Raw genomic sequence first — 21,687 nt, 5'->3', positions numbered from 1 at the left:
GCTGGGTGATGTTAAAGCATTAAGAGTTTACAACGAATTCATTAAATCCTATAGGACTTAATTAAAATTGATAAATATCATCTGAAAAATATAACCGTAGAGTCCAAAACAAGCATTGGAAACATTACCTGAAATGTACCCTGTAGCAACGGTAAACGACTTTGGAAAACTGGTATTACCTATGTAATCACTAGCGAATATAAATAGGGTGATTTTGAATAACTAATGGTATGTATTACTTAAAATTAAACCACTGTAAAAATTAATTGTAAATGTAAATTTTCAATTGTATCGAGTTAGTTGCCCCAATTCAAACAAGGTGTTTTATCATTTATTTATCACCACAATTCGTTTTGATATGCTATTGATTTTTAAAACGTAAACTCCAGTTGATAAGGATTTACTAAACTTCAATTCGGATACTTTAGTGTCTTCATTGTAGCTTTTACTCGGGTTTTGCAAGAACCTACCATTAATATCAAATAACTCGAACACATCGCTTGCCTGTGTTTGCGATACCAATATCCTGTTCGAAGATGTGGTGATTGGGTTTGGGTATACCATTAACTCCCCGTCCGTTGGATTTTCTACTAATGGCTCCTTAATATTAAAATATTGCTTACCATAGCTAAAGGCCTGCTGACCGATTTCTATACCCATTATCCGTCCTGGTATATCATCGACTGGCGGATGAATACCTCCCCAGATTCTGGATAAACTACACTGATCCGAAGCATCTCTGTAAGTTGCCCATTGCAAAGTAACATCTACCGATGGTCCTTCCTCGAAGACCAGAAACTCGTTCTTCTTTGCCAAAAACTCACCCATACCTCCTGGAAAATAAGCATCGCCTGTTAATAAAGTCATCACCTCGGCCGCTGCTCTAGAATAGGTTGAATGTCCCGATACAAACCCTGCAAAAGGAGGCGTTACAAATGTTGGGCGTTGGTAGGGCCACCAAGTCTCTGCAAGAATCCAACCTACGCCCGCTTCATCAATAGCTGGATCATTTATAAAATCATGACCTTTCCAGGCATATAATTTTATCTTCCCTACATGTTCATTGTTTTCTCCTGCCAAAGGGTCGCCTGCCTTTACCAACTCTATTAATCCATCCTGAAGATGGATCCCGTCGGGGTTATAATTTGGCTGAGACGTATCGGTACATTGTCCGATCTCGCACATATAACGAATCGCCGAAATAGGTCGAATATAATCATACCAGCCCTTTACACCCCATGCTGCTATAGCCGCATCGTGCATAGCACCCCCCATGAGAAAGTATGCCTTTACATCCCATTCTAAATCTGATAGCACATTACCTTCTCCTTCAAACTGTTTTACAAACAATTCATGGTCGTTCACGTAGTTCAAAATGGTAAACCAATGACCTGGTGGGGTTTCCGAATCTGGTCCATCGGCCCAAAATTCTGCCAATACTCTTGTGTAATCGCCTCTGGGTACTATTTGCTCCTGATAAGGCAACTGCGTCACTGGGTTTCTTGAGCGGCCAACACTTATATCTCCGCCTTCCAGTTCTTTATAAAAATCTTTATAATCTGAATACTGCTTTGGATAATGATCTGGGCTGATATTTCCTAAAGATTTTGGTGACACATCCCACAGCACACCATCATGGGGATCCAAATGGGAACTCCATTTGGATACTAATGAAAAACACCATTTATAATCTTCGGAAGTACTAAGCGGTGGGGCTCCTGGGTCATAATACACCTGATACTTATGACCATCTCTACTATAGGTGGTTTTTTCTGTTTCTTCTAGTGAAAATGGCTGAACATTGCCCCACTCCGGACTTAAAAATCCGGGGGTTACACCACCTATAACATTACCACTCTGATCGATAAAATTATTAAAGCTTAAAGGTTGCCATCTATCTGGGTTTATGTTTTCAATACCGCTTGGAAACGATAAGCTCAAAGGTTCGTTAACTGGCTCATAATATTTGTTTGCATATAAATTTGTTTCGTTAGAACCGTCCTGAAGTCCGTAGGCTATAATTTCTTTGGCTATATAATTCCCCAAGGCTATTGAACTACCAGTACTATAATCGGTGTCTGTAATCGTCATATCGTATCCCAGACTTGCCATAGTTTCATCTAAAATACTTTGTGATAAACCAGGATTAGGCGCATGGGCAAAACGTTCACTTAATAATCTGTAAGCCGCATAACTAATGCTTTTCTTTCTGGCCTCAATAAGGTTTTCGGTTGTTTGAAAGCCTTCAAAGTCACTAGTAAAACCATGAACTGTATTTCCGAGTAAATAAGGCGATGCGTGATCATCATACACTGCCCAGGCATCGTATAAGGCTACACTGGTATGAAACAGATTTCTGGCATGTACTGTTGGTCGCGCATAATCTTTACGAATTAACGATAATAAGGTCTCATTCCACAGTCGTGCTACGGATTGGTCGTTGAAATTTACTTCTTCATTTAAGAGGGTAACCGAAATTTCTACTGGCTCGCTCACGCAGCGGCTATTTGATACGGTTAAAATTACCTTTCCTGTACTTACTCTACCCCACTTTACAATAATACTGCCGCTGCTTTGTTCTTCTAATATATATCCGCCAATTACCTGCCAGTTCAGATTTAAATTTTCACTTGAAGGATAACTGTAAGACTCTATACTGTTTTTATGGGCTTTAACTGTCCCTGTAATATTATTAGTTTCCAAATAACTACAAAGACCAGTACTTATCGTTGCGTTGGGATTGTAATTACAGGAATTAGGATCGGTGCACCCATAGGCTTTTATACTGGGAGCAATATCTAAAATCTGATACCCTTGCCCTTCCTTAGCCAGTATGGTGTTATCGGCAGCAATGTTGGTGTGGGTCTCTTCAAGACCGGAAGGCCAGTTAATTTTAAGTTCTAAAATCTCTGTATCCGCTCCCAAACCAAAATGAACGGGCTTTAAATGCTGTGATAAAAAACCTTTACCTGTGTAATAGCGGTGTATATATCCACTAGATGTTTTAATACTTAAAGTTGTTCCAATTGCATCGCGATTGGAAGTCGTACCTTCTAATTTAACTTTAAACCAATGCAAATTCTCGGACGATTGATTGACATCGAGAAGTGTGTTTTCATAGAAAAATGAAGCCCCATCATTATTGGTCACAAAAATATCTAAATCGCCATCGTTGTCGTAATCGAAAACGGCTTCGGTAACGCTGATGGCTTCATCTTCAAGTTTTGTTTTGGCGGAACTATTTATAAATGCTTCAGTTCCTGTTTCTAACATATTTTCAAAATAGACATTATGCCAGTCACCAGAATTTGGATAATCAAAACCATTAAGAATAAACAAGTCTTCGTCTCGATCTAAATCAAAGTCTGAAAATGACACATCCCAGGCCCAGCCACCGTTATAAATGTTATAAGTTCTCGCCAAATCTTCATACGTACCATTTGATGTTTTTCGCATGAGTGCATTATCTCCAATAGTAGTTATATATAAATCATATTCGCCATCGTTGTTATAGTCTCCTATAGTAACACCCATATCTCCTCTGGAGGTATCTAAACCATATTGTGCGGCTTGTTCGGTAAAACCGTTACCATTATCATTTATTAAAAGATCATTTGGTCCTGGATTAAAATCGTTAGCAACGTACAAATCTAGCCAACCATCACCGTTAAAATCAAAAGGAATACTTTGATAAGAATGCTTACTGGTTACACCTTGAATAATACTACTTACATCTGTAAACGTTCCATTACCATTATTTTTATAAAGTCTGTTTCCTTCACAATCACTATCCCAATCGGCGATAAATATATCTAAAAATCCGTCTTTATTATAATCGAACCAAGTTGCTCCTGTATTGATGCAATCGTTATATTTTTTAAATCCGGCTTCGGTTGTAACCTCTTTAAATGTACCATTGGTTTCATTATGAAATAATTGCATCTTATTGGTATGTGTCATGAAAATATCAGGGAAACCATCGTTATCATAATCTCCCCAAAAAGCTCCAAACTTATAGCCGGTAAGTGCAATTGATACTTCTCCTGTTTCTCCCGTAGGAAACAGGTTTAACAAACCTGAATTTTGGGTCACATCAGTAAACGTTCCATCGTTATTATTTCGGAACAGCTTACTATACGTTGTTTCATCATTAATGATATCCTGAGCTTTAGCTACAATAAATATGTCTAAATCGCCATCGGCATCGTAATCTGCTAAAGCTGCTCCATTATTATCGCGAACATTTTCGAAACCAACATAATTCTCTACATGCTCAAATGATTGTGCGTAGGTTATGTTTGATAAAGGATATAAAAAACAACAAAGCGCTAAATAAAATTGATAATTAAAATTTAATTGTTTTGTATCCAGAACCTTTAATTTCAATGTTAACATCTCCATTTTCTAAAAGCTTGATATTTTTAATTGGTGTTAGCTGGTTTTTGGTCCAGTTTTCACCGGTTTTTTTCCAAAGCATCAAGGTAATATAAATTTCCGAATTAAGTGTATCTTGAACACTAACCTTTTTTAACACGTTTATCACTTTACTATGCTCACTTTCTGGGTGTAAGCCTTCCGAAGCCAGTACTTCTACATTATCCCACCCCATTATAGGAACCATGGCTAACTGGTACTTCCCATTGTCCATTATTGTAGCTTCAATACTTCCAATTTTCTTTTTAGTGACTTTAATCTCCTGATCTAATTGAGGTAAAGCATAGTGTCCCAACCGAAAAGTAATCGGTTTATCACTGTCATTTCTGTCTACTCTTAAAATACCATTGGCAAGCGGTATATCGGCTAGACTGAATTTTACGTTTTCATCAGTTTCCAATTCGACATCCCGATAGTAAACTCCGTCTTCAAATTTTTTAAAATCATATAATCGGAAAGCCTCCCATTGGCTATTACTGTTTCTAACAACATAATTCATAGCGACTTCACCATTAGGGCCATCGGCCTGCCAAGGAAAAGCGCTATTGTAAGACAATCGATTATAATTTTCGGTAGAACGGAATTTCTGCCAGTCATCTTTAACCTTTTCATGACACCAGGCACGTATTTCTGAAGCCCCGATATTTGGATAATCAGTGATTAGAATTTCTGAAGCTTTCTGAAAATTATTGTAAACTTCATCTTTTTTGAAGGTCTCATCCCAAGCGCCATTATTTTCAGTGGCTGTCCAAAACGGATTATCATCTGGGACTAACAATCCTAAAAAGGCTTTCCCCATCCAATAAACACTTCCGCGACAGCTGTAAACCTGAACCGCTGGTTCAAAGGCACCATAAAATCCAAGGGTTGGCACATTATCTTTCATGAAATCAGGATGCGTAAAAAATTGTTTGATTACGCCAGATGAAATGCGACGCATCCAACCGAAATTTATTTCAGAATCATGTTCCTCAAAACCCATTAGCGGAAAAGGGATAATGGATCCAATACGGTAACTAATGCTACGTCCGTACATAATCATTTCTCCGTTTTCGCTAAACAAATACGGGTAATTATATTTTAAATCTTTAAAGTTTGAAATGAATTTATTAGCTATTTCAGGGTAGTATTGTTTCCCAAAATATTCAGACCAAATCATACCATACATCTGGAACGCCCACATACTGTAATAATCGTACGCTGGACTATCGTTATACCAACCTTGCCCTCGGTAATGGGTTAAAGATTTTTCCAGATATTCTACCAATAAATCTTCATTAACTGTATAACCTTGTTCCTTAAAAAAACTTAAAACAAAAATGTTGAAGAATTTCCAGTTAGAATCTACTGTAGGGCCATCGCCATAGCTTAACATTGTTTTAGCTAACTCATCCTTTTTTTGTTGCGACAAAGGTTCCCATAGCACATCTGGACTGATAAGCATAGACAATGCCAAGGCACCAAATTCTACTAAATTCTGACTTGGCCCACCATTTTTTGGTCGGGGTACAATATAAGATTCGCTTTCGGGATCTGTGAGATTCGCAATTTGATGGCGGTAATACTCTGCAACTTTTATGTTATTTATAGCCAAACCCGGATTATTTCTTAAAAGCGGCGCTGCGACAAACAAAGTTCGGCATAAGCCCTCCAACTTTTCGGTTGGTACGCGGCGTTCATCGTGCGGATAACTTTTGCCTGGTTGCTTTGGAAATTTCATGGGGTCGTCTAAACCTTGTATATAACTAAAGGCACCTTCAAGTAAATATAAAGCGGCATCTTTCCAGTGCTGCTTCGTCATACCTGTATACGGACTTAATTTATAATCAGGATTGTTAATTTTAAAAACATCGGTAGTACCTTGTGAAAACATGCTTAAATGTGTTAATAATACAAGTAGCACTCCAACTGTAATTGACTTCAATTTCATATTCTTTTACAAATAAATTTTTATGGTTATTAATTTATTTTAAGGTTTATAAGGTTTAACAACTTTCAATTTATCACCTATCCAATCCACTTCATAAAAATGCGGAATTCTAATCGTTCTGCCATTCACTTTTTTATGGCTATGGACGGACATTATTGTTATTCCTTCGAAAGTTTTAAATAGCATTCCATGACCGAAATTTGGCGGTGTAATCGGGTCACTCTCATGAATCCAAGGACCAGATAAAGTGCCGCTTTCAGAATAAGCAACACCCTGTGTATAAACATCGTAAATCCAGCTTGTCCAGATCATACCTATGCGATTGGTTTCAGTTTTAAATAAATAGGGACCGTCTGTAACTTTATTAGGTTTGTCATTTCCGTTTTCATCCTTTTCTCTACTCCAAGGTGAATCGCTAGCTTTAAACAACAATTCACTTTCCCCAATAGAACCACTTAAATCGGGTTTTAATTCAATTTTTTCCATAGTACCATTACCATTTTGCAACCATTCATAACAATACACCATGTATGGTTTTCCGTTGGTATCTACCCAAAACGTACCATCTAACGTGGGTTTATCGGCTGGCAAATAGGTTTCATCTTCCATAGGAATATAAGGACCCTCAGCCTTATTAGAAACCAAAATATGACTTGCCCGACGTTCTATAATATTTCCTGCGACGGTATCGATTTTTACATCTCTATTGGTGAAAGTTGCGAAATAATAGTATTTGTTTTTATAATGATGAAGCTCGGCAGCCCAAATCATCGGGTTTGGTCCCATCCACGAATTGGGGTCGGTTTTAGCTACATGATATGGCCCTTCCCATAATTTTAAATCTTTGCTTTTCCAAAGTAAGCCTCCTGTTCCTGTCATGTAATAAGTTTGCGTTTCTTTATCGGTAAGTATAGCGGGATCACTCAAGCGGATTTCATTTAGGGGTACTCTATGCCTAACCTCGCGTTGCGCACAACAGCTAAAAGCCATGACAAAAACAACCGCAATGGTAAAACTTGGTATGTTTAATGTTACTTTTCGGAACTTCATACATTATTTATCTTTTGAAATTCGGTATAATCCTGCGCCGTGAAAATTAATAGTTGGTGAAAATTCAGCTTTTGAAAATGTTCCTAAATCTTTGTGACTCCATAAATCACGAATCGTACATTCACCTGTAAAACCTAAAGCCTCTAAATCTACAGGAATGGCTGTTGGTGCTTCATTTTTTGGTATTGGGTCTTCTGTAGAAATCATAAATTCTACCGTTGAACCCGCTTTATCGTTAGTACCCACAATATCCAATCCGCCAAACGCTGTAAAACGCTTACTGTTTTCTGGTAACTTGTATTTTATAATGGATTGTGAATGGGTGCCGATACCATTATTATAAGCCGTTCCTTTTATATTTAACGCACCACCAGAAATACTTTTATTAATTCCGATTGTGCCCCAACCTGCTGATGCCGATTCCCATGCTACATCGGTAAGGTTTATTATTTTGCCATTTTCTAAATGAATGATTGGGTTTATCCAGTTGGCATGATCCCAGGAAATACCATCACCGCCATCGTTCACAATTAAATATATTTCTTTACTTCCTTCAGGTAATTCAACATTTATTTCTTTTCCGAAACCATCTGTTAAATGGGACACTGTGCCGCTGCGATATACTATATTTTTAGTTGAAACAAAACCATCTCCAGCACTATTGAACAGCGCAACAAACTTATCGTCACTGTCAGGGTCGTCGGCTACCCATGCAATTAAATCCTTTTCATTAAACCATTGCTTATTGTTTATCGACTTACTGTGAACCTCTAAAACTTCTTTATTGGTTAACAAACTGTTGGTGAAATCATTGTTATCTGGCAGGTTTCCACCGAACATTAAAGGTGATTTAAACATGGTCCAAAGCGTCATTAAGGTGTATTGTTCATCCTTGGTAAATTTCGTGTATCGGTTGGTAGCGCGTTCTCCTCTAATAAATTTTCCCAAGGGTAACATATCGGCATCTGGCCAAGCTCCTTGAGATATATAAGGTGCCCATTCGGCACATTTTTCGAATGAATAATTAAGTTGTGCCCAATTATCCCAAAAATCATCAATGGTACGCCACATATTCGCGTTCGCCGTGGCATGCGCGTGGTCTTTGATTGGTGTAGCTCCTGGTGACATACTAAATACAATGGGACGCCCCGTTTGATCGATAGCCTTACGAAGCATTTCAATTTCATCGGTATGATACGGACGAGAAAGATTATCTACTTTAATAAAATCGACACCCCATTCGGCATATAAATCGAGAATGGAATTATAATATTCCTGAGCTCCAGGTTTATCATTTACAATGGTGTAATTGTCTTTTAACCATGTACACTCATATTCGGTTGAATAAATTTGATCTGCAGTAATATCGGTTCCTTTAATAGGCATTTTGTTAAAAACCGCTTCCTTTGGAACGCCTCGCATGATGTGAATTCCGAATTTCAATCCTAAACTATGCACATAATCTGCCAAAGGTTTAAATCCTGCTCCATTCACCGACGACGGAAAACGCTTTGGAGAGGGTATATATCTTCCGAATTCATCAATAATAAAATCTGATTTATCGTAGGCATTATAATGCCCCGTAGTTTGATTATCGATGTACCAACGAATATCGACAACCACATATTCCCAACCAAAATCTCTAAGATGTTTTGCCATATAATCGGCATTGGCTTTAACTTCACTTTCAATCACCGAAGGCCCAAAACAATCCCAACTGTTCCAGCCCTTAGGCGGGGATTTTGCCCAATTTTTAAATTCACCTGGTTTTGATGGTTTCTTTTTTACTTCATCACATCCTACAAAAATTGCTGTTATTACTACGAGTTTTATAATGTGAATTAATTTCATGTATCGTTAGTTAGTTAGTTAGTTAGTTAGTTTTTTATAATACCTGAAGTGGTCATAATAATAGGTTTTATTGTGCCGTCTTCATTGTACTCCAATTTATCGATACATACAGAGCGACTGTAACTTCCGCCATCGGTTTGAATACCGCCATTGTGATAAATAAAATAGGATTTTCCCTTATAGTCTACGATTGCCTGATGGTTGGTATTGCTATTCCCAGCAATTTCATTTAAAATACCTTTATATTCGTAGGGTCCTTCAATAGTATCTGCCATTGCATAAGCTATTTTTTCGGGAAATCCTGTAGCATATGTTAAATAATATTTTCCTTTATATTTATGAATCCAAGGTGCTTCGGTAAACTCAAAGCCTTCAAAATTCATTTGCTTAATTTCACCATCAATTTCAATCATGCTATCCTTTAATTTGGCGTAATAACATTGCCCATTGCCCCAAAATATCCAAGGTTGATTATCGTCATCAATAAAAATAGCAGGATCGATACATGCCCATGAATGTGAAGAGGCAAAACAATCGTTGTTTGTTAAAAGCGGTTTTCCTAAGGCGTCTTTGAAAGGACCTTCCGGTGTATCGGCAACCGCAACACCAATTCCTGTCCAGTTTGTACTTATGTACCAATAGTATTTTCCGTTTCTTTCGGCCACATGGCCAGCATAAGCATCGCCACTTTTTGCCCAGGAAAAATCTGTAATTTTCATTGGCACCGGATATTCGGTCCAATGCTCTAAATCGGTGGTTGAAAATACTAGCCAATCTTTCATTTTATAGCCTTTTTGTCCACCTTCAAAATCGTGACCTGTATACAACCACAAAGTATCATTTAAAACAATTGCAGCAGGATCGGCGGTATATTTATGAGTGAAAATGGGGTTTCCTTCAGTTCTAATTATTTTAGGATATTCTGAAGAATGAAACCATTGATTTTTTAACCTCTCTAATTCGTCCTGCGTAATACCAATTACACTACCATGACGGGGGTGAAAATCTTTTGTAAAAGATTCTGGTTTTTGAGTAAAATTAAATAAATCTTTACTACGCTGAAATTCATAACGACCACTGGAATACAAGTCGTACATCAATATATAATCATCAGAATTATTTAATTTGAAGACTGAAGAACCTTCAACCGTAGTTTTTTTATCGGCATAAAAATCAATATAATCGAAACTTTCCTTCCAAGGCCCTTGAAGGGATTTGCTTGTGGCTTGTTTAATACCGTTTTCGAATTCTTTTCCGTTTTCATCCTTTGTATTTCCTTTATAAAACAGATGATATAGCCCATCTTTATAAACAATATCGCTATCGATTGCTCCATCTTTGGCTGAAAACATTAACCTTGGTTCGGTTTCAAATCCTGTAAAATCTGTATTGGCATAACCCGAATAAAAATCAAGTTTAGAGTCGTCTTTCCGCTTTAGCGTAAAATAAATTAAATACTTTTTAACTTCAGGGTCGAAAATAGTTTGTGGTGCCCAAACCCAATAAGCATCACCAAAAGCTTCGGGATAATCTTTCGATAAATTTATGGTACTATGCGTCCAATCGATTAAATTATCCGACTTAAGCAAAACAATACCGGGGTTTTCTTTCCAGCCATTTGCAGCGGTAGACATATCGGTGGCAACCATGAAGAAATCGTTATTTTCTCCACGTAAAATGTGCGGATCGCGAATACCGCCCGATTGCGAAATGTCGTCGGAATTTAAAATAGGCTGATTATTATTTAATGCTTTCCAATTTATGGCATCTTCACTAATGGCAAACCGCAACTGCTCTTCGCTTTTTCGGTTTTCGGCCGCTCCTTCAAAATAAGCAAACAAATAACCATCGAAATTATGAGTTTGAGCACCTACAGAAAGTACGCAAAACATAAAAAACCATTGTATTTTCAATAATTTCCTCATACAATTATAGTTAAAGATTATAGTTCCATTGCTTTGCCAAACGCAAAGTTTCCTGTTTTGTTAATGGAATTACTGCGCCGTGTTTTGGAGATGTGAAATTGGTGGTTTTCATATCACTTTCGTTAAAATGCCCTATATCCGAAAAGGTTTTAAAATCGGAGGTTTCTACAAATCCGAAATTATGCGGATTGATACTATAAATATCGTACATTAAAATGTACTTATCGCTATCTAAGCGTTTCCATACGTTAGGCGCTTCACAAGATCCAGGCTCTTTATCTATCCAATCTGGGTTATATTGATAACCGCTATTAATTTCATTTGAAAATGCCATTTTTATTCCTATCGGGTTTTCCTGAGCAACATACATCATACAATAGCGACCATCTGGAATTTGGGTAATATCAGCATCTAAAATCTGTACTTTTTCATCGGGATATTCAAATAATAATTCAGGTCTGGTGGCTAGTTTAGTAAATTCTTTATTAGCATAAGCGTAGTATAGTCTGGTTTTACCATGCCCCAAACGCATGGTAAAATACACCATCATCTTTTTTTCTTTAGGGTCGTAAATACTTTGTGGCGCCCAGGCGCAACCTATATTTTCAAAATCTTCAAAACCTTCATCGAACAAAAAATTACTATGTGTCCAATGAATTAAATCATAAGATTTCATAAGCACAAAACCACGATTATTGCCCCAGTCGTAAAGGTCTCCCGGACGTTCCCATTGGGTTGTTCTGTATCCTTTTTGTTTACCGAAGATGTGTAAATCGGTCATTACTAAATAAAAAGCACCGTCAGGACCTCGAGAAATATGTGGATCGCGAATGCCTTTTTGGCTGGCAATTGTATCACCGGATATAATGGCTTCTCCTTGATTTATATCGGTAAAACTTTTGCCATCCGCACTTAAGGCCATATGCAGACTGTGGTCGTTATCTTTAAAATACACCATGAGGTAAGCGCTAAAATCTTCGTCTTTTTTATTTTTCTCTACGGAAGATTTGCAGCTGCAAAAGCTTACTAAAAGCATAAAAAAAATGAAAATATGTTTACCCATGATAGTATTAATATTTACTTCAGTTATGTAACTCCAGATAGTGTTGGTTCTACAGGTTTTATACTTCCATCGTCATTAAACTCTATTTTATCAATACAAACCTCGCGATTAAACCCTGCGGCTCTTCCCATTGTGATGCCTTTCGGTCGATTAAAACGATGATAAATGACATACCATTGGTCAGTATCTGGTACGTTAATCACACTATTGTGCCCTGTTCCATAAATGCCTTTTTCAGGTCTTTTTTCTAAAATTAAATTATTTTCAGGAATATTTAGTGGTCCTAATGGCGAATTGGCGGTTGCGTAACGGACACGATAATTTGGACTTCTAGTATCGTTTTCACTCCATAAAAAATAATAGGTGCCGTTTCTATAAAACACTTCTGTTCCTTCTCTAAAAGTAACTCCAGGATTTAAAAGTTTAAAGCTATTCGGTTTAACGGAAACCATATCATTATTTAGTTCTACGACACCCATATAACCATTACCCCAGTATAGATAACTTTTACCAGAAACAGGATCGGTAAAAATATCGGGGTCTATTTCCTGACCTCTATTAATGCCTTCAGGTTTTTTGCCTATAATTGGTTGTCCTGAATCGACAAAAGGCCCTGTAGGGCTATCGGCCACAGCAACACCTATTTTTTGTGCGGCAGTAAAATAATAGTAGTATTTATATTTTCCATCCACTTTTTTCTCAATAGCACATGGAGCCCAGGCATTACGGTCTGCCCAGCTTACATCTTTTTTTAAATCGAGAATAATACCTTCATCTGTCCAATTCACTAAATCTGGCGACGAAAAGGTTTTAAAATATGTACCCGACCAGCCATTAAACCCATCGCTTGTTGGATAGATATAATACTTTTTATCCTTTTGGGAATAGATGATTTCAGGGTCGGCATAAAACCCGCTTAACACTGGGTTATTATCTTCGTGAACTGCTACTTTGTACGTTTTTTGTTTTCCGACGGTTTCAATGGTATAATTAACAGCTCCATTTGAAAAATCTTGTACTCCAGTAGTTAAAATATTGACCCACGGAATGGTTTCAATATTTAAATCTAAGTTAGAAATATCTGTACCAAGTGACACCGGAATATATATAGTTTCTGATTCATCATTTATATCGATATTATTTTCTCGAACAGCTTTGTTACCAAAATTTAAAAAAACACTTTTATCGAGTGTTCCCCATTTATTTAAAAGGACATTTTTTTCACTTTCCGTGATTCGGATTACTGTTCCGTGACGCGGATGGAAGTTCATAGAAATTGCATCATCAACCACTTTGAAATGCTCTAAGTCACTTGATTTTGTAAACTGATACGTTCCAGACATGTACATATCATACATGAGAATATAATCTTCAGAATTTATTAATTTAAAAATTCCCGAACCTTCAACAGCTTCATCGGTTTGATCGTAAAAGCCATCTTGCTGTACATAGCCTTCTGTTAATTTATCTGATACTGCTTTACGAATGCCACCACCGTGACTTTCATTCTTAAAAAATAAGTTGTATTTACCATCTTTGTAAATGATATCGCCATCGATACAAGCACTGTTTGTTGGACTAAAAAATAACTGCTTAGGTACAGTTGCCAGACCAGTAAAATCTTTGTTAGCATAGGCGTAATAAATAATATCCGGGCCTTTTTCACCAAGCATAGACCAGTAAATCATGTATTGATTCGTTTTATCGTCGTAAATAGTTTGAGGTGCCCATACACGCACCACGTCGCCAAATTCCTTCGGATAGGTTTTTGGAATATTTATTACAGAGGATGTCCAGTTAATTAAATCTTTAGATTTCATGAGTACCATGGCTCTGTTAGAACTCCAGCCATTGGCCGAAACCATATCCGTTACTACCATATAAAAGGTTTTTCCGTCGGCACCTCTTAAAATATGCGGATCACGAACGCCTCCAGTTGAGCTAATAACTTTTGAATCAATAATAGGTTGATTGCCATTAAGCGCATAATAATTGTAGCCATCACTACTTAAAGCATAGCGTATAGCTTCTTCATCTCCGCTATTTCCTGTAAAATATGTGAATAAATACGTGGTATATTTTTCCTCTGCCTCACATGACAGTAGCGTTAGAAATAAAACCGCAAAAAAAAGATTCACAAATAATTTTAATTTTATCATACTATTTTTTAACTCAGAAGTATTATTAACATTATATTTTTAAGCAACAGTTTAAGGTTTTAGTTAAGGTAAAATAATTTGCATATAAATTGTAAAAACAAATAATAGACTAATAAGGCTATTACTTTTTATTCATCTATAATTTTATTATTTTCTTAACACTAAACGATTGATTTTGATTTTTAATTTTAACTACATACATACCAGAAGAAAGATGACTTAAATCAATCTTATTCTCATCTTTTATTAAATTAGTCTTTAAAACAATTTTCCCCGTTAAATCGAAAAGTATTACATTGGTATCATCGTAATTTCCTTTTAAAACAATATTTATAAAATTGTTTGCAGGGTTGGGGTATATACCTATATTATTTTCAACTTGATCCGTACTTAAAGTTCCTCCGTTTATTTTATAAACCACAGTGCTTTTTGCGCCACAAATGCTGGTGTTTGTTGCTGTTACTGTGCATGGGTCGGTTGGGTAAATAACTTGTTCTCTAGATGAACCTGAGATACCACATCCACTCCAACTCCAAGTGCCCCCGAATGGTTGTGGTCCGAACCTTACTTGATCACCTGGATTTACAGTTAGATCTGTATTAGTTGTCCATTCTCCGTTGTTAACCTGAACATAAGGTGTAATTACTGGTTGCTCACAATCGTTATAAAAGTCTTCCCCAAAAGCCATAGTAGATTCAAGATCACGATAAATTATTCCCGCTGGTTTCAAAGATCCGTCGTAATTGGTCATTCTCAAAGATTCATTACAACCATCCCAAACGTAATACCTTTCTACAAAAGGTGCATCTTCCAACATATTAATAAAATCTTGAATAACCTGAGCGTTTTCTTCCTGAGTTGGTTCGTTACCATTATAAGTCCAGTTACATCCGTTATTAAATTCGGTTATCCAAATAGGGCGTCCTGTTCTGTTATGTATGGCTAATAATTGGTCGTAAAGCTGTTGTGCCGTATTATTTGCACGATAAAAATGCCAAGCTACAAAATCTACACGATAACCTAATTCATCACATTGATCCATAAAACTGTATAACCAATTTAGACCACCATCAGTTGGTGCTGGTGAACCCAAGCGTAACCCAGATGCCATCATGTTCGGCCACGCATTAATAGCATCAGCTACCGAGCTAAAACCATCATCGACAGAGTTATCTGGTTCATTATAACCAAGTGCATGTGTACTTCCAAATTTATCCATAAAATTACTGTAAGCATTCCAGTTTGGATTGTGTCTCATTGGTACATACTCCACATCTAATGTCCCGTAATTTGAATTATTATAATCATAACTTGAGCCTGCATTGAACTGATCTGCTCCAGATGCGCTTCCTCTCCAACCTTTTTTTGTTGTCCATCTCCATTGCCGCACTACTACCATAGACACGGTATTGGAAAGTCCCTCGGGCATAACATCTACAATGACATCGTCATCATCTGCTATGTACACTCTACTTGTTCCTGTTCCGTTTTCGTTACTGGCAAATGTTGCCATATATCCACGTTTAAGTATAAATGACTCAATATTATCAGCCATTGCTCCTAATTCTGCGGTTTTGTAATGCTGATTAATTGAAAGGTTCCTTGATGTTCCTCCCTGGGCGGCTCCATCAAACACGGTTAAAGCGTTATAGTTATTAGAATGAGCTATAACCATTGCCCCATTCAAATAATTGGTAATTCTTATATTATTTCCTACAGCTGCGTCCTGCCCATTAACTTTAAAATAGTTTAAATATGAGGTTGCAACCTGAGATGGTTTTAAGTTTTCAAAATAAACCCAAGCATCAGGTGAGGCTAAATCGATAGCACTATTAACTATGGGGTCTGACGACGAAGTTAAAGTAACTTGCCCCTTACCCGTTAACTTCATATTAATATCTGTAAGCGAGGTATAAGTAGCTGTATAATTATCAAAAATTGTTTGTGAGGCCTCGAAAATTGCAGCCTCTACATCATCAATTGCCTTATTCATATCATCTTCCGCTTTCAAAATAGCACTTGTTGTAGCAGCACCATTATCTAGAACTTCTTGCGCATTAGATACAGCTGATTGAAGATCTTGGTATACTGTAGACCCAGCAGGGACTTCTTCAGGATTAGCTAACATACTATTTGCGGTATTAACTAATGCTTGTAATGCATCTTTATTAACAGGCTGACTAATAATTTTCACATAGTCAATAAAAACTCTCGCGTTTGATGTGGAGCCTGACTGATGTGGTTTCATTCCTACTTGTATCTTACCAGTTGTTTGAGATACTATGCGAATTGATAATTGAAGGGTATACCAATATCCTAACGCTTGCACTGAATTGGCGTTAGATAAAACAACATATCCATCATCACCCAACCAACCCGTCAAGTTTTCTGCAATATTATTTTGTCCTAAAAAGGCTGTAGCAAATTCGAAGGTATACAAACCAGGATCTAAAGTAACCTGCTGACTATAAATAAGACTTCCACTCCATCCTGCTGTTAATCCTATTGCTCCCTGCCCTGTTCCAAAAGCTCCATCTGCTCCTGAAGTAGGAGTTGTAACACCATTAAAGGAGCCGTTCCAACCATGTTCGAAAGTAGCTGCTGCACTCCAGGCTTGAGCTGAAGTAAGTGTCCAACCTTCAATGGTACTTGTATTCGCCGGATCTGCCGTTGCAACTGTCCCCGATGTTCCCGTAGTATAATTACAATTTGTATTAAAGTCTGCATTTGTTAAATAAATACTAGTAACATCTGTTTGAGAAAAGGACTCCAAAGCAAAAGCACTAAATAACATTATTAGAAAAAGTTGCATACTTCTTGGCTCTTTATATATAAATAAATTCATACTCTGGAGACATGAATTTATATTTGTTTTATTCATTATGCTTTTCATAATCTTTATATTAAAAAATAGTTATTTATGTTATTATTCGATTGTGTTAATTTCCTAAAATCATTTCTTGACTATACATTTTGTATATACCTGCTCATTATCTGAATAAACTCTGAAAAAATAAAGTCCGTTACTAAAATTAGAAACATCGATACGGTGCGAATCTTTAATTTCTAGCAATTTCTTACCAAGTACATTGAATATTTCTATTTTTTGAATTTGATTTTTATAAGATGTTATATTTAAAATATTGTCAACTGGATTCGGATATAATTTAAACCCGTTTTCTGCATATGACTCGTCCTCAATACCTAAACTACCCGTTTTAACTATTTCAAGAGTATTCCATACCCAGTTTACATCACTCCCTCCCTGGTCTCCAATAATAATTTCTAATTTTCGATTTGTAATGTTAATATCGAACTCGTTGATTATATAATCTCCAGATACACACGAAAAATTATTCACCACATTTTCTCCATTTGCTTGTAAAAACATATTATCATGTGCATATTGATTATCCCCATGAGTTGTTTTAATATGATAAATACCATTATCTAAATACACTCTAAATTCTTTATCTATCGATGACAAAGCAAAATCGCGTTCTGGGTAAGCATCTGAACTCCCACGATCCCGTGTTAATATTCCATTGGTAGTTAACCAACCATATGAAGCATTTAACATACTGGTTTCATCAACTCTTTCAGCTCCAGATAATAATGGCGAAGTAGTGGTACCAAAATCAAAAGTTACCGCATCTGGCATTGTTACTATTGGGTTAACTGTTAATAAACAAGAATCTTGAATAGTGCCTTGATTAATACTGGCAGATATGGTAGCTGTTCCTGGTGAGACAGCGGTTACCAATCCATTGGCGTCAACTGTAACTATATTTTCATTACTTGATGTCCATGAAATGTCTTCTGGATTAACATTTACTGGGAATGTGGTATAATGTAATTGAGCTTCATCAACTTCATAAAGTTCTATATTCTCTTCATTTATATTTAAGCCATTAGCATCTAATTCTTTGGTTTCTATCAACAAACTATTAATAACCCACAAATTATTATTTTCATTAGAACCACTTATTTCTAGCTCTAACGTACCGTTAGTTACATCAACATCAAAAGTATAAGATTTCCACTCCCCTATGCTAGATGATCCGTTATTAATAACTGTTACTCCGTTAGCTTTAACATATTGTCCGCTGAGTGCTTTTGTGTTTGTTCCTTGTACAAGAGTTATAGTATACGTTCCGTTAAATGCATTAACTTTAAATGTATATGGACTCGTTCCTTCAACATAATCTGTTTGAGATTTATTATTTTGCGATTCATCGACTGCCAATAAACCTGTAACATCAACAAAACCATAGTCACCATTATATTGTGAGTTATTAGTAACTTGAATAGCGTCTGTGTCCAATTCTGAGTTATTGGTGCCAAAGTCGAAGTATTTTATATCGTCATTTGGACTTAAATACATGATCGATGTATAATAGTTTTGGTAAGTCACGTATGTGCCCCTCATCCACATAACATCAAAATATCCTGATTTATGATGACGTGGTACAACAGGCCTCACATTAATCATGTTAGACGGTGTATTTTGTGTTATAGCTTCTGAAGTCCATGTTATACCAGCGTCTGGTGTTTGATACTTATAAATTTCAAATACACCATCCACTTGCTTAGATAAATAAACTGTTGACACATCGTTCGGATCTACACTCAACCCACCTGAGTAATTAGGTTCAGGTTCTGTTTGTCCACTTGGAGTTTGAGGAAACCATCGACCACTGTTTACAATATGTCTATTATTCCATTGTGTGCCATCCCATGTCGCATAATAATAATGGTGATTATAATCGTCTGGAAAAGCTGCATATAATATTACAGGGTCTTCATTTTCATCAAGAGCAATATCCCAGGTCCAGCCTTTTCCTTGTGAAGCATCGTAAACAACTTCTGGTTCTCCGGCATCAATATCTAAAGCAGAAGCTGTTCCTGTATAGTCCTTAATAAAAGTCCCATCGGCTTTATAAAATTTATTATCTTTAAAATACACATAGTAGATTTTATTTGCCGCTTCCTGCCTAGGATGCCCAGTTGTAAAAGTGATGTGAATTCCTTCCTGGCTATCTTGGGTGTATTTTACGTAGGGTCTTTTTTGATTAGCATCTCTTTTTATAAGTGTTTGTGGCGCTCCCCATGTTACGCCTCCATCATTTGAAATCGCAATACTCGGGTGCCATGTGCTTCCATCTCGGTAAAACATATATATACTACTACCAATTTGATAGGGGTTAGCATAGGTTACTGATGTTCCGAAAGTTGATTCTGGACCAAATGAGGTTATATCTTCAGGGGCTTCTGATATTAGCACACGCATAGGCCCAAAAAAATGTCCAGAATAACACACCATGATGCGTCCATCATTTCTAATTAAAAAAGTTGGGTTGTTATGATCATCTACCTGAAAATCTTCTTTAATTGTGGTTTCTATAATCTCTCCTGTTTCATGGTTGTAACTTGCTACTTGTATTTTACCGTCGTGAGTAATCCAACCTGAATATGTTTGTTCCTTCTGTCCTTTGTGGTATATAGCTCTGGGGTCCTGAAACCAGCACCAAGTTCCATCTTCAGTTAAAATTTTAGTTCCAGTTTTTAAATAAGGGGGTGAAGGTGTTACAACTGCTGTTTCTTTTAAATCTAAATTAGCCAAACCAATAAGTCCTCCTTGTGTTCCACTTAGACCTGCAATTTGCTCTACCCGAATATAATACTCGCCACTCGAGGGTACTTCAAAATAAATCTCGAAAGGTTTATACAATTCTCTTGTAGATGTATTATAAGTCTTACTAACGATAACATTTCCTCCTATTGGAGCATCTGAAACTGTAAACTCGTAAGTTGGAGCATTTGCATTATTTATCCATTGAAATAAACCTGAAAAGTTATAAGCTTTTCCTTCTTCTAAATTTATTCCACGTCTATCGGTGTTTACACCTTGGTTTAATGGTGTACCTAAAGACATCATTGACCCAATATAACTTCCTTCCCAACGGTATAAAAATTCTCGTCCTGTAAAAGTTGAGCCTCCTTCGACAGATACTGTTGTAACATCTCGATATCTTACACCTAATTGATTAGCCTGTTGCCAGTCTGTACCTCCTGTTGAAGCTGCGAAACCCCATTTATTGGCTTCACTCCCTTCTCCTGTTAACCCATTGGCGTCCCAGTATGAAATTAAATTTTGAGCATTAACATTGCTTATTGTTAATACAATTAAAAAAAGGAATAAAATTAATGCTCGTATTTTCATTTTTATAAAAATTAATTTTAACATTAATAAAAATTAGGTCGAAACAATTACGTCTCGGCCTAATTTTATTTAAATAAATTCATTCAAAATTTTGAAAAACTAAAGTTTATTTCACTAAAAGTTTTACCGATTTTTGTCCTTCAGAGGTTTTTAAGGTCGCAATCCAAAGGCCTGATCTGAAATTAAAATCCATATCATTAGATGTATTTATAGTCTTTATTAAAGAACCATCTATACTGTAAATTTTTATTTCTGTAGCAGTTTTTACATCAGATACAAAAACTCTGTTTCCAATACCTTTAATATTTGAAGAGACTGGTGATGTAGCATTATTTATACTTAAAGTATTCTGTTCAATACTTAGGTTAGCCAACAATATGATACCTCCATTTCCTGTTGTACCACTAGTTCTTCCGTCTATTTGTCTTACTTGAAAAAAGTAGTCTCCACTCACAGTTGGGGTAAAGTTGAGTGTAAAAGGGTGATAAATTTCTCTCACTGGTGCTTCAAAAGATGCTGAGGTTATTGGTGTTCCTGTTGGAGTTTGACCAAACCCAAATTCATAAGTAGGAGCATTTGCATTATTTAACCAAGCATAATATCCGGTAATAGTATAATTCAAATTCCCTGTCATTGGTATGCCTGCTTGTTCAGTTGTTACCCCTTTATTCACAGGCACACCTAATGACATTACTGAATTTGCATTTGCTGTATCACCATCCCATCTGTAAAGAAAATGTCTTCCTCCGTAAGTTCCTCCGCCTTCTATATTATAAGTAATTCCATCTCGATATCTACAGCTGCCTCCATTGGCTTCACCCCATACAGCACCATCTGATCCAAACCCCCATTTGTTGGCTTCTGTACCTGCTCCTGTTAAACCATTTGCATCCCAATCTGGAATCAAGTTTTGAGCTATTACTCCATTAGTGGCAACCATTATAATTGCCGTCAAAATAAAATTTGTAATTTTTTTCATGTTCTTTAAATTTAGTTATTGATTATTTTTATTTCTCTCCTCTTTTATAAAAAGAGTAACGCGTCGGTTTAAT

At 36.5% G+C, this 21,687-nt stretch carries 10 protein-coding genes; all 10 read right to left on the bottom strand.

Annotated features, from left to right (window positions below):
- Positions 1-327: 327 nt before the first annotated feature.
- Complete coding sequence (locus tag ICJ83_RS05375; protein ID WP_223154606.1) at positions 328-4,386, bottom strand: FG-GAP-like repeat-containing protein; 4,059 nt, start codon at positions 4,384-4,386, stop codon at positions 328-330.
- Positions 4,346-6,364 (bottom strand): DUF2264 domain-containing protein, encoded by a 2,019-nt coding sequence (locus tag ICJ83_RS05370; RefSeq protein WP_188229350.1) that lies wholly within the window; start codon positions 6,362-6,364, stop codon positions 4,346-4,348. The genes ICJ83_RS05375 and ICJ83_RS05370 overlap by 41 nt, the downstream gene beginning before the upstream one ends.
- Positions 6,365-6,403: 39 nt before the next feature.
- The gene (locus tag ICJ83_RS05365) at positions 6,404-7,414 is read right to left on the bottom strand and encodes a glycoside hydrolase family 43 protein (protein ID WP_188229349.1); all 1,011 of its coding nucleotides are present in this window, start codon (positions 7,412-7,414) and stop codon (positions 6,404-6,406) included.
- Between the two features lie 3 nt (positions 7,415-7,417).
- Positions 7,418-9,265 carry an NPCBM/NEW2 domain-containing protein gene (locus ICJ83_RS16915; RefSeq protein ID WP_223154605.1) on the bottom strand — a complete coding sequence of 616 codons (1,848 nt, stop codon included), beginning with the start codon at positions 9,263-9,265 and terminating at the stop codon, positions 7,418-7,420.
- 26 nt (positions 9,266-9,291) lie between these two features.
- Positions 9,292-11,190 (bottom strand): family 43 glycosylhydrolase, encoded by a 1,899-nt coding sequence (locus ICJ83_RS05345; RefSeq protein WP_188229348.1) that lies wholly within the window; start codon positions 11,188-11,190, stop codon positions 9,292-9,294.
- Between the two features lie 10 nt (positions 11,191-11,200).
- Positions 11,201-12,226: a glycoside hydrolase family 43 protein gene (locus ICJ83_RS05340; protein ID WP_223154604.1), complete on the bottom strand. Its 1,026-nt coding sequence runs from the start codon at positions 12,224-12,226 to the stop codon at positions 11,201-11,203.
- Between the two features lie 50 nt (positions 12,227-12,276).
- Complete coding sequence (locus tag ICJ83_RS05335) at positions 12,277-14,412, bottom strand: family 43 glycosylhydrolase (RefSeq protein WP_188229346.1); 2,136 nt, start codon at positions 14,410-14,412, stop codon at positions 12,277-12,279.
- A gap of 136 nt (positions 14,413-14,548) precedes the next feature.
- On the bottom strand, positions 14,549-17,257 hold the full coding sequence (locus tag ICJ83_RS05330; protein ID WP_188229345.1) for a glycosyl hydrolase: 2,709 nt from the start codon (positions 17,255-17,257) through the stop codon (positions 14,549-14,551).
- Between the two features lie 108 nt (positions 17,258-17,365).
- Positions 17,366-20,635: a BNR-4 repeat-containing protein gene (locus tag ICJ83_RS05325; RefSeq protein WP_188229344.1), complete on the bottom strand. Its 3,270-nt coding sequence runs from the start codon at positions 20,633-20,635 to the stop codon at positions 17,366-17,368.
- 106 nt (positions 20,636-20,741) lie between these two features.
- Positions 20,742-21,614 carry a T9SS type A sorting domain-containing protein gene (locus ICJ83_RS05320; RefSeq protein WP_188229343.1) on the bottom strand — a complete coding sequence of 291 codons (873 nt, stop codon included), beginning with the start codon at positions 21,612-21,614 and terminating at the stop codon, positions 20,742-20,744.
- Positions 21,615-21,687: the final 73 nt, after the last annotated feature.

Origin of the sequence: Aestuariibaculum sediminum (assembly GCF_014596945.1) — a bacterium.
Taxonomy (GTDB): domain Bacteria; phylum Bacteroidota; class Bacteroidia; order Flavobacteriales; family Flavobacteriaceae; genus Aestuariibaculum; species Aestuariibaculum sediminum.
This window is presented reverse-complemented; position numbering and strand designations above follow the sequence as displayed.